This is a genomic window from Cyanobium sp. LEGE 06143, assembly GCF_015207535.1.
In the GTDB taxonomy this organism is placed as follows: domain Bacteria; phylum Cyanobacteriota; class Cyanobacteriia; order PCC-6307; family Cyanobiaceae; genus NIES-981.
In genome coordinates this window covers 1-9,769 of sequence record NZ_JADEWP010000067.1, presented here as the reverse complement: position 1 = coordinate 9,769, position 9,769 = coordinate 1, and the positions used below count along the sequence as shown (strand labels likewise).

The following is a 9,769-nucleotide window of genomic DNA, read 5'->3' as shown; positions in this document are numbered from 1 at the left end:
CTGGTNNNGCCCAATGCGGGAATGGCGGAGCGCCAGCGCCAGCTGCTGCAGGCCTCGCCCCTGGCCTGCCGTTGGAGCGACTGGCCCGAGCTGGCCCAGGCGCCCCTGCGCGGCGTGGTGCTGGCCCATGAGGTGCTCGATGCCCTGGCCGTGGAGAGGGTGGAGTGGGACGGGTCACTCTGGCGCCAGCAGCAGGTGCGGCTCCGGGATGAGCACCCGGCCCGGCCCCTGCTCGTGCTGGAGCCCGGCGGGCCCCTGCAGCCCCAGGCGGCGGCATCCCTGCGCGCCCTTGGACTGGATCCGCCGGGAGACCAGCGGGGGCCGGGCTGGTGCACGGAGCTGCACCCGGGCGTCGGGCCCTGGCTGGCGGCCTGCGGCCAGGCCCTGGAGGCGGGCCAGCTGCTGGTGATCGACTACGCCCTGGAGGCGTGGCGCTACTACGCTCCGCAGCGCTCCGCCGGCACCCTGATGGCCTACCACGGCCAGCAGGCCAGCCAGGATCCGCTGCAGGAGCCCGGCGCCTGGGATCTCACCGCCCACCTCTGCATCGAGAGCCTGCAGGCCGAGGCCAGGGCCGCCGGCTGGCAAACCCTGGGCCAGTGTCGCCAGGGGGAAGCCCTGCTCGCCCTGGGCCTGGCGCAGCGGCTGCACGGGCTGCAGCAGGGCCATGGCGCCGGCCTGGCGGCCCTGCTGGCCAGCCGCGAGGCCCTGCTGCGCCTGGTCGACCCCCACACCCTCGGCGACTTCCGCTGGCTGGCCTTCAGCCGGGGGGCTCTCCCCGAGGCCGTGGAGCAGCCTCTGTTTCTGCGGGAACCCGGCGGGCTCGGGGGGGAAGCGCCCCTCCGGAGCGCATGAGCCGCGGGCGGGATCGCTGCAAAAGGCCTCTGGCAGGGCCAGGTTCCAGCGGGAAGCGGTTACTGTCAGTCGCGCCCGTGAGTCCCCCCCCTGATCGACACCTTCCGCCTGCTGGAAGCCCTGGTTCTGGGTTCACTCCTGGCGGGACTGCTGGGACTGATAGGCCGCAACAATCTCTTCCTCAAGGCCCTGGCCATGGACGTGATGGGCACGGCCGCCGTGGCCCTGTTCGTGCTGGTGGCGGCCCGCAGCGGCCTGCGCACCCCCATCGTGGCCAACCCCGACAGCCTCGACTCGATCACGGCCTGGGCCGATCCGATCCCCCAGGCCGTGATCCTCACCGCCATCGTGATTGGCCTTTCGATCCAGGCCCTGCTGCTGGTGGTGATCACGCGCCTCTCGGCGGTGGATCCCCTGCTCGAGGCCCTCAGTTTCGAGCAGCCCGAGGCCCAAGAGCCGTGGCGATGAGGGGTCTGTGATGTCCACCACCACTGTCACCCTGCTGATCGCCTGGCTGCTGTTCCCCTTCCTGGGGGCCTTCCTGGCGGCGCTGCTGCCCTCGCTGGCCCGCTGGCTCACCCTCGTCTGCGCCGTCAGCACCACGGCAGTGGGCGTGCTGCTGTTCCCACTCAGCACTCCCTGGTCGCTGGAGCTCACCGGGCCCCTGGGGGTGTTGCTGCAGGCCGATGCCCAGGCGGCTCCCTTCCTGCTGCTCAATGGCCTGGTGGCCCTGGCCGTGCTGCTGGACACCTGGCGACGGCCGCCGCTGGGGCCGTTCTTGCTGCTGGTGATGGTGCTGGTGGGAGGGCTCAATTCGGCCTTCCTGGCCGTGGATCTGGTGAGCCTCTACGTGGCCCTGGAGGTGGTGGGCGTCACGGCCTTCCTGCTGATCCTGCAGAAGCGGCAGCCCCAGCAGCTCTGGATCGCCCTGCGCTATCTGCTGGTCAGCAACAGCGTGATGACGCTGTACCTGGTGGGTGCCGCCCTTCTGTATCTGCAGACCGAGAGTTTCCGCCTCAAGGCTCTTTCCAGCCCGGCCATGGAGCCCCGCAGCCTTGCGGTGGTGGTGGCCCTGCTGCTGGTGGGCCTGCTGGCCAAGTCCGGGGTGTTCCTTTCGGGCCTCTGGCTGCCCCGCACCCATGCCGAGGCGCCCTCTGAGGTGTCGGCCCTGCTCTCGGGGGTGGTGGTGGCCGGCGGACTCTGCCCGCTGCTGCGCCTCTCGAACCAGCTGCCCCAGCTGCAGCCGCTGCTGCTGGCGATCGGCCTGGCCAGTGCCCTGCTCGGGGTGATCTACGCGCTGGCTGAAACCGATCTCAAGCGCGTGCTGGCCTGGAGCACCCTGGGGCAGGTGGGCCTGGTGATCATCAGCCCGGTCACGGGCGGTGTCTATGCCCTCGCCCACGGCCTGGCCAAGGCCTGCCTGTTTCTGGTGGCCGGACGCGCCGGCAGCCGGGATCTGAGCCGCTGGCGGCAGCAGCCGCTGCAGGCCGGGCTGGCCGTGCCCCTGCTGCTGGCCTCGCTCTCGATCGCCGGAGCGCCCCTGCTGTTGGGCTACTGGACCAAGACCCAGCTCAACGCCGAGATCGCCAGCCAGCTCTCCCCCCTGCTGGATCGCACCCTGCTGGTGGCGAAGGTGGGCACGGCCGCCGTGTACGCGAGGCTCTGCTGGCGGCCGATCCGCTGGCAGGGGCCCTGGCCTTCCGCAGGAGTGGGGCTGCTGCTGCTGCTGCTGCTGGCCCTCGGCCTGCTGCAGGGGCCCCTGCCCTCCCTGGGGGGTGCCCTCAAGGCGCTGGCCGTGATCGCCGCAGGTGTGGGGGTTCACGCTGGCCTCAGCCTGGTGGCCCAGGCGCTGCGCCGGCGTCGCCAGGCAACGGCCAGCCCGGCCCCTGATCTGGCCCCCGGCCCGGTTCTGGATCCGCCTCCCTTGCCGCTGCCGCTGCCTGATCTGGAGCGACTGCAGGAGCTGCTCGGCGGCATCGCCGTGGTGGGTGCCGCCCTGGTGGCCGCCCTGATGCCGAGGGAGGCGCTATGGCCCGGCTGATCACGGTGGCGATGAGACTGTTGATCTGGTGCCTGCTCAGCGGCGATCTGAGCACCACCAACGTGGCGATCGGCCTGGCGGTGGCCCTGRMCCTGCYGRYKGGGCGCAGTCGCCACGTGCCGCTGCGCCAGCTGCTGAGCCAGTTGCTGGCCAGCCTGGTGGCGATCCCGGTGGCCTATGGCGAGGCGTTCACCCTGCTGTTTCTGGGCTCGCGGCTGCAGGGCAGGGTGGAGCCCTCGCCGGTGAGGGCCCATGGCTCGGCCCTGCTCACCTTTCTGGAGGTGTTCCGCATCACCCTCACGCCGCTCACGATCGCGCTTGGGGTGGAGCGGGACGGGCGGGCTTACCGGGTGCACCGCATGGCAAGGCCGGAGGGCAAGCCATGGGCCTGATCCTGCTGGGCATGGTGCTGGCCCTGCTACTGCCGATCCTGGTGGCCTGCAAGTCCACCGATGTCTGGCATCGGCTGGCGGCCTTCGCGAGTGTGTCCACCAAGGTGGCGATCCTGATGCTGGCGGTGTCGGTGGTGCGTGACGACTGGATGCTGGGCATCGTGGGGGTGATCGTGCTCAGCGTGGGCAACTCAGCGGTGATGCTGCTGGCCAACCTGCTGCGGGGGGTGGACCGATGAACCTCAGCGTGGTGAGCATGGTGTTGCTGCTCAGCGGCCTGGTGCTCTGGTTCTCCGGCACCTGGCCCCTGCTGGGCCGCTCCAGCTTTCTGCGCAAGCTCCATTACCTGGGCATCGCCGACACCCTCGGCTCGGCCCTGATGCTGGTGGGCCTGCTCCTGCGCTTCGTCCCGGAATGGCCGCTGCTGCTGCTGGCGCTGCTGTCGCTGGTGGTGTGGAACACGATCTTCGGCTACGTGCTGGCCAGCTGCTCCCAGCCCCTGCCGCTGCCCCCGGCCAAGGGCCCCGAGACGGCGTCCGGAGATCCGTCTTGAGCTCCATGGACTTCACCCTCACCAGTGATGCGGCCCTGCTGCTGCCGATCACGGCGCTGTTGCCGCTCACGGCGATCCTGCTGGTGGCCCAGTCGAACCCCTACCAGACGCTGGTGATGCGGGGCATCCTCGGCGCGGTGGCGGCCCTGATCTACGCCCTGCTCGGTGCCGCCGACGTGGCCCTCACCGAGGCCCTGGTGGGCACCCTGCTCTCCACCACGCTCTATGCCGTGGCCCTGCGCTCCTCGATGGTGCTGCGGCTGGCCCTGCCCGGCGGGGCGCTGCCGCCCGAGGCGATCAGCCAGCGCCTGCGGGCCTGGCTGGAGCCGCTGCACCTGCGCCTGGAACTGGTGCCCCTGCCCCAGGCCGGTGAACCCGGCCTGCACGGCCGCCTGATCCGCCTGGAGGCCGAGCCGTCCTACGCGCTGCTGCTGCATCGTCCCCAGCTGCTGGAGCATCTGGCCGCTCTGCCCGGGGCCACCAACTGGCGCCAGGAGGGCCACCGGCTGGAGCTGATCCGCTCGGAGGGACCGGAGCCAGCGCCGGCGCCCAATGGCGGCAGCGCCCCCCCCGGAGAGGTGGCTCGATGAACTGGGTCTATGCCCTGGCAGCCGTGCTGCTCTGTCTGTCACCCCTGGCGCTGGCCCTGCCCGATCCGGCCCCGATCGACCAGGTGCTGGAGCTGCTGCTGCGCACTGGCGATGTGCCCAATCTGGTGGCCACCGTGATCCTCGAGACCCGCCTCTACGACACCGTGTCGGAGGTGGTGGTGTTCACCCTGGCCTCGATCGGCGTGCGCTGGATCTTCAGCGGCGAGCCCAGCCAGCGCCGCATCCGCGGCCTGCAGGACGCCCCCTCGGTGGTGCTCTGCCAGTTGGGCTCCACGGTCTGCGCCCTGGTGGCGGTGGAGCTGGCCCTGCGGGGCCACCTCTCGCCGGGCGGCGGCTTTGCGGCCGGCGTGTCCGGCGGAACGGCGATCGGCCTGCTGCTGATCAGCGGCTCGGTGCGGCTGGCGGATCGCCTCTACCGGCGCTACCGGGCCGACCTGTGGGAAAAAGCCGCGGTGGTGGCCTTCCTGCTGGTGGCCCTGCTCAGCCTGGAGGGGGTGGTGCCCTGGGGCAGCGGCAGCTTCGGCACGATCGACAGCGGCGGCTGGATCCCCCTGCTCAACGTGCTGGTGGCCGTGAAGGTGACCCTGGGCTCCTGGGCCATGGTGCAGCTGCTGGTTCGCTACCGGGGCCTGCTCTAGCTGGCGGCGAGCCAGGCGGCCAGCGGCTGGGGTGGTTGATCCTGGCTGCTGGTGATCTCCACGATCTGCCCCACCGACGCCGGGGTGTCGAGGCAGTCGAGGCAGACGCGGGCCACCAGGCGCCTGGGGATGCTGTTGCTCTCCTGCTGGTCGGGGCCGCTGAACACCACGCCCTCGCTCTCGAGGCCCTCGTCACGCTCGCTCAGACCCCCTGGCCGCACGACGGTCCAGGCCAGGCCGCTCTGCTCGAGCCAGTGCTCCCCCAGCCGTTTCCACAGCAGGATCAGCCCGAACAGGTTGAGGGGATGCAGCAGCCGGCCGGCGCAGAGCGAGCTCACCAGCACCACCCGGTTCACGCCCACGGCGGTGCAGGCGCCGATCTGCTCACGCACCCCGAAGGCATCCACCTTGAGCGGGCCGGCCAGGTCCACCGAGGGCCGGGCGCCGGTGGCGATCACCAGGGCCTCGCAGCCGGCCAGGGCCCGCTGCAGCGCTGCGGTATCCCCCAGTTCGAGCCGCACCACCTCCGCCCCCTCCAGCCCTGCGGGCAGCTGGGAGGCGGGCCGCACCAGGGCCTTCACCTGGTGGCCCCTGGCCAAGGCCTCCTGCACTACACGCCAGCCGGTCTTCCCGGAGGCTCCGCTCACGGCAATCGTGGCCATTCCGCACACCCGATGACTCGGCCTTGACCCTAAGCAGCCTGCCGCGAAGGCAGGCAGGCCATCCGGCAGGGCGAGAAGTCAGACGCTGATGGCGGGACAGTCCCAAGACCGTGGCGATCTTGTAACGCTGTCCGAACGCTGTTTCGACCGGAACCGCCATCCCCTCTGCACCAAGGCGGATGTGGTGAACGCCCTGGGTTGGGCGAATGGCTACAGCCGTTACCTCGAGATCGCCACACCCACCACAGGCGGGCGGTTCGCGGCGGTGTGCCGCCGCCAGTTTGTGCATTGCCGCCGCGTTCTCTACAACGCTCCGGCCGACTTCTCGGACGGTCTGCCGGTGCACCACCGCGAGGAGGGTGACGAGGGGGCTAGCTGTCTGCAGCGCGTTGTCGCGGCAGGCAAACGCTTCGATGTGATCTTCATCGATTCGCATCACACCTATGTGGCGTCCAGCCTCGATCTCCACTACGCGCTCCGCCTGCTGAGGCCTGGTGGAGTGATCGTGGTTCATGACTGCAATCCCCCCGACCCTGCGCTGGTGTGCCCCGAGCATCGCCAGGGGGAATGGATGGGCCAGACCTACCTGGCCTTGTGGTCAACACCGACTGGGGTGTCGGGCTGATCTGGCAGGCCGTTGACCTCTCCCCACACCGCTTTGCCGCTCTTCCGCCACGCCCTGAGCTGAACGGGGTGGATCTCCGATGCTGGGATGACTTTTCCCGCCACCGGAGAGCTCTGTTACGGCTGATCAGCGTCCGCCGCTTCCTGCGCGTGTTCGCAGGCCTGCGCCGGACTGATCCCGGTTGACGCCACCACCGCGCCATCATCCAGCAAGCCAATTCCAGCCCATGGCTTCCTCCGGCACGCTTCCAGTCAGCACCCTCGGGCCCACCCCTGGCGTCGAGCAGGAGAGCTGGAGTCAGCACTGGCAGCAGCGCTGGTATGCAGTGGCCTATCTGGACGATCTCGATCGTTCCAGGCCCACGCCCTTCACTCTGCTGGAGCAGGACCTGGTGCTCTGGTGGGACGCCGGGGCCGAGCAGTGGCGCGCCTTTGCGGATGTGTGCCCGCATCGCCTGGTGCCCCTCAGTGAGGGGCGGCTCAATGGCCGCGGAGAGCTGGAGTGCCCCTACCACGGCTGGAGTTTCGACGGCAGTGGTCGCTGCACCGCCATCCCCCAGGCGGACGCCGCCCAGGTCGGCACCGCCTGCGCCAGTGCCCGCTCGAGCTGCGGTGTGTTCGCCACGGCCACGGCCCAGGGGTTGCTGTTCGTGTTCGCCGGGGAGCCGGAGCTGGCGAGCCAGCGGCCCTTGCCCCTGGTGCCCAGCCTGGAGGAGCCCGGCTGGCTGGTGCAGGACACCTTCCGGGATCTGCCCATGGATGCCCTAACCCTGCTGGAGAACGTGCTGGATGTGAGCCATGTGCCCTTCACCCACCACCGCACCGTGGGCCGGCGGGAGAACGCGGCGCCGGTGGAGGCTCGCATCACCAGCGAGGGCGCCGAGGGCTTCACGGCCACCTGGGAGGAAGGGCCGCGCCGGGGCAAGCTCGGCAGCCAGTTCACCACCTTCGCGGCGCCGGGCCTGATGTGGCACGACCTCACCGCCAAGGGCTTTGCCCGCATCCTCACGGTGGTGTATGCCACGCCGATTCGCCCGGGGGAATGCCGTCTGTTCGCCCGCTTTCCGTTCCAGTTCGAGTCGGCATTGCCCAGGCTGCTGCTGCCCTTGCGGCCTCGCTGGCTGCAGCATCTGGCCAATCACATCGTGTTGGAGGACGACCAGGTGTTCCTGCACGCCCAGGAGCGACGGCTGCAGCAGCGCGGTGGCCGCTCAGCCTTCGCCCAGGCCTGCTTCCTGCCCACCAGCTCGGACGTGTACGTGCGGGCCMTGCATGCCTGGATCGAGAACCACGGCGGCGAGCCCTTCCCCGGCCGCTCCCTGCCGCCCCGGCTCGGTGGTGAGGCCCTGATGGAGCGGCAGCAGGCCCACACGAGCCACTGCCGGGCCTGCTCCGGTGCCCAGCGCGGCCTGCGCCGGCTGCGGCCCTGGCTGCAGCTGTTCACGGGCCTGGCTCTGGTGTCCACGGCCGCTCTGGGCGGAGTGGCCCTGGCCGGAGCGCCCCTTGGTGGGGGCATGGGACTGGCAGCTGGCTGGCTGGCCTGCGTCGGCGCGGGGCTGCTGAGCCTGGCTGGTTGGCTGGGGCTGGCTCAGGTTCAGCGTTGGGAGCTGGGCCTCAGCCGAGGGGCAGGCCTTCCCCCCCGAAACGCTCCGGAGCCGGGTCGGCGAGGGTCTCCTGCCGCAGCGGCTGCTCCTGCCGATCGAGGATCCGCGCGCGCACAAGATCCCGTGAGGTGATCCGGTAGCCGAGGGTGCGGGCGGCGAGCACCAGCTCAGGCTCGCTGCGGCAGTGGCTCAGGGCGCGGCGCAGGGCGTCGTCGGCCTCAGCACTCTCCACCAACCGTTCCAGTTCACTCCAGCTCATCGCCGATCGCGCCTCTGGGGGGCTGCTGCGTGGACCTCTCCACCTTGCCCGCGGTGGGCGGGAACAGCAAGGTTCCGCCCGTTACCGATGATTCCCTGGCTCTAATCGATCAGACGTGCTGATTGCCAGGCCGCCGGGGTTGGCAAGGGCTGAGGTCTCGCTAAGCAGAGGAGGCAGGGCGAGGGGTTTGCATGGATCGCTTTCCGCCCGACACCGGSGATSATCAACCGATCACACCCCATGCGGCGCCCATCCTTGATGTGGAGGGCCAGCTCACCTACATCGGCGATGACGGCCGCCGCTACGTGGTGGGGTTGCCCCCGGAGGCGGATGAGGAGAGCGTTGAGCGGGTGATGGCCACCCTGCGCCGCGGTGCCGGCCTGTTCCAGCAGATCGAAGACCTCTGTCATCGCTGGATCCACGAGGTGAGCGGCGCCGAGCTCGAATCGCGTGCGGCCCTGGTGCTGCTGCTCACCACCCTGGAAACGGCCCTGGAGGAGGATTACCCCGAGAGCAGCTCCGACCCCTGAGCGCAGGCCCGCAGGGCCTCGAGGATGGTGTCGCGTTCCACGTCGTCGCGGATCTCCACGCTGCCGATCGCCGTGGGCAGCACGAAGCGCAGCCGGCCCTCGCGCACCTTCTTGTCGCCCTGCAGGCAGCGCAGCACGGCCTCGGGGTCCAGCTGCGGCCACTGCCGGGGCAGGCCAGCGGCGTCGATCAGGGCCAGCTGGCGGGCCTGGTCGGCTGGGCTCCAGAGCCCCATCGCCACGGCGATCTCGCCGGCCGCCGCCATGCCGATCGCCACGGCCTCGCCATGCAGCCAGGTGCAATAGCCACAGAGGGTCTCCACCACGTGGCCGAGGGTGTGGCCGTAGTTGAGGATCGCCCGCAGGCCGCCCTCCCGTTCGTCGGCCGCCACCACGCGGGCCTTGGCGGCGGCGGAGCGCTCCAGCAGGGTGTGCAGCAGTTCGGCGCCCACCGCCTCGCGGCTGGCCAGGGCGGTGGCGGGCTGCTGCCGCGCTGCCGTTTCGAGGGCGTCGAACAGCCCGGGATCGCCGATCACGCCGTACTTGATCACCTCGGCCATGCCGGCCCGGAACTCCCGCTCCGGCAGGGTGCTGAGCACCAGTGGATCGATCAGCACCAGACGCGGCTGGTGGAAGGCGCCGATCAGGTTCTTGCCGCCGGGGTGGTTGACGCCGGTCTTGCCGCCGATCGCCGCATCCACCATCGCCAGCAGGGTGGTGGGCACCTGCACCACGGCGATGCCCCGCAGCCAGGTGGCGGCGGCGAAGCCGGCCATGTCACCCACCACGCCACCGCCGAGGGCCACGATCAACGAGCCGCGCTCCAGCCGCTGCTTGAAGGCAGCGTCGTGGATCAGGCCCACGGTGGCGGGGGTTTTCTGGTCTTCCCCGGCTTCGATCACCAGCCGCTCGGCGGCCAGGCCGGCCCGCTCCAGGCTGGCCAGCACCGTGGCGCCGTAGGGGCGGTCCACATCGGGGTTGGTGACCACCAGCGCCTTGGTGC

At 70.7% G+C, this 9,769-nt stretch carries 13 protein-coding genes and 1 pseudogene (1 of these 14 cut by a window edge); 11 read left to right on the top strand and 3 right to left on the bottom strand.

Annotation, left to right across the window (positions count from 1 at the left end; genetic code table 11):
• The 8 genes from IQ216_RS06540 to IQ216_RS06505 all read left to right on the top strand — a co-directional run.
• Positions 1-855, top strand: partial view of a class I SAM-dependent methyltransferase gene (locus tag IQ216_RS06540; RefSeq protein WP_370566641.1) — the 3' portion only. The gene continues 354 nt to the left of window position 1, outside the view; 855 of the gene's 1,209 nt are visible here — the last part of the coding sequence; its start codon lies off the left edge, out of view; its stop codon occupies positions 853-855.
• 93 nt (positions 856-948) lie between these two features.
• Positions 949-1,323, top strand: a complete 375-nt coding sequence (locus IQ216_RS06535) for a cation:proton antiporter subunit C (RefSeq protein WP_193814837.1) — start codon at positions 949-951, stop codon at positions 1,321-1,323.
• 10 nt (positions 1,324-1,333) lie between these two features.
• Entirely contained in the window at positions 1,334-2,896 is a 1,563-nt protein-coding gene (locus tag IQ216_RS06530) for a proton-conducting transporter membrane subunit (RefSeq protein ID WP_193814835.1), read from the top strand.
• An 11-nt stretch (positions 2,897-2,907) separates the two neighbouring features.
• A complete protein-coding gene (locus IQ216_RS06525; RefSeq protein ID WP_193814834.1) occupies positions 2,908-3,288 on the top strand; it encodes a Na+/H+ antiporter subunit E in 381 nt (126 codons plus the stop codon).
• A complete protein-coding gene (locus IQ216_RS06520; protein WP_193814833.1) occupies positions 3,279-3,527 on the top strand; it encodes a hypothetical protein in 249 nt (82 codons plus the stop codon). Before IQ216_RS06525 ends, IQ216_RS06520 begins: the two co-directional genes overlap by 10 nt.
• Complete coding sequence (locus IQ216_RS06515; protein ID WP_193814832.1) at positions 3,524-3,841, top strand: monovalent cation/H(+) antiporter subunit G; 318 nt, start codon at positions 3,524-3,526, stop codon at positions 3,839-3,841. The genes IQ216_RS06520 and IQ216_RS06515 overlap by 4 nt, the downstream gene beginning before the upstream one ends.
• A 5-nt stretch (positions 3,842-3,846) precedes the next feature.
• On the top strand, positions 3,847-4,431 hold the full coding sequence (locus IQ216_RS06510) for a hydrogenase subunit MbhD domain-containing protein (RefSeq protein WP_193814831.1): 585 nt from the start codon (positions 3,847-3,849) through the stop codon (positions 4,429-4,431).
• Positions 4,428-5,090, top strand: a complete 663-nt coding sequence (locus tag IQ216_RS06505) for a Na(+)/H(+) antiporter subunit B (RefSeq protein ID WP_193814830.1) — start codon at positions 4,428-4,430, stop codon at positions 5,088-5,090. Before IQ216_RS06510 ends, IQ216_RS06505 begins: the two co-directional genes overlap by 4 nt.
• Here IQ216_RS06505 and IQ216_RS06500 read toward each other — a convergent pair.
• Positions 5,087-5,752, bottom strand: a complete 666-nt coding sequence (locus IQ216_RS06500) for an SDR family oxidoreductase (RefSeq protein WP_193814829.1) — start codon at positions 5,750-5,752, stop codon at positions 5,087-5,089. The genes IQ216_RS06505 and IQ216_RS06500 overlap by 4 nt on opposite strands.
• A gap of 88 nt (positions 5,753-5,840) precedes the next feature.
• Here IQ216_RS06500 and IQ216_RS06495 point away from each other — a divergent pair, with 88 nt between their 5' ends.
• Both IQ216_RS06495 and IQ216_RS06490 read left to right on the top strand, forming a co-directional pair.
• Entirely contained in the window at positions 5,841-6,377 is a 537-nt protein-coding gene (locus IQ216_RS06495) for a class I SAM-dependent methyltransferase (RefSeq protein WP_193814828.1), read from the top strand.
• Positions 6,378-6,603: 226 nt separating this feature from the next.
• The gene (locus tag IQ216_RS06490; RefSeq protein ID WP_193814827.1) at positions 6,604-8,112 is read left to right on the top strand and encodes a Rieske 2Fe-2S domain-containing protein; all 1,509 of its coding nucleotides are present in this window, start codon (positions 6,604-6,606) and stop codon (positions 8,110-8,112) included.
• Positions 8,113-8,155: 43 nt separating this feature from the next.
• On the opposite strand, the pseudogene IQ216_RS14460 reads toward IQ216_RS06490, so the two are convergent.
• Positions 8,156-8,239 (bottom strand): annotated as a pseudogene (locus IQ216_RS14460) (nitrogen fixation protein); the annotation flags it as partial.
• Positions 8,240-8,430: 191 nt separating this feature from the next.
• Here IQ216_RS14460 and IQ216_RS06480 point away from each other — a divergent pair.
• The gene (locus IQ216_RS06480; protein ID WP_193814826.1) at positions 8,431-8,769 is read left to right on the top strand and encodes a hypothetical protein; all 339 of its coding nucleotides are present in this window, start codon (positions 8,431-8,433) and stop codon (positions 8,767-8,769) included.
• On the opposite strand, the gene aroB is transcribed toward IQ216_RS06480, so the two are convergent.
• Positions 8,742-9,769 (bottom strand): 3-dehydroquinate synthase (gene aroB / locus IQ216_RS06475; RefSeq protein ID WP_193814825.1); only part of this gene is annotated, 1,028 nt, incomplete at its 5' end. The genes IQ216_RS06480 and aroB overlap by 28 nt on opposite strands.

Coding starts and splice junctions, on each gene's coding strand:
- IQ216_RS06530 (WP_193814835.1), top strand. CDS start 1,334: ATGTCCACCACCACTGTCACCCTGCTGATCGCCTGGCTGCTGTTCCCC.
- IQ216_RS06520 (WP_193814833.1), top strand. CDS start 3,279: ATGGGCCTGATCCTGCTGGGCATGGTGCTGGCCCTGCTACTGCCGATC.
- IQ216_RS06515 (WP_193814832.1), top strand. CDS start 3,524: ATGAACCTCAGCGTGGTGAGCATGGTGTTGCTGCTCAGCGGCCTGGTG.
- IQ216_RS06510 (WP_193814831.1), top strand. CDS start 3,847: ATGGACTTCACCCTCACCAGTGATGCGGCCCTGCTGCTGCCGATCACG.
- IQ216_RS06505 (WP_193814830.1), top strand. CDS start 4,428: ATGAACTGGGTCTATGCCCTGGCAGCCGTGCTGCTCTGTCTGTCACCC.
- IQ216_RS06500 (WP_193814829.1), bottom strand. CDS start 5,752: ATGGCCACGATTGCCGTGAGCGGAGCCTCCGGGAAGACCGGCTGGCGT.
- IQ216_RS06495 (WP_193814828.1), top strand. CDS start 5,841: ATGGCGGGACAGTCCCAAGACCGTGGCGATCTTGTAACGCTGTCCGAA.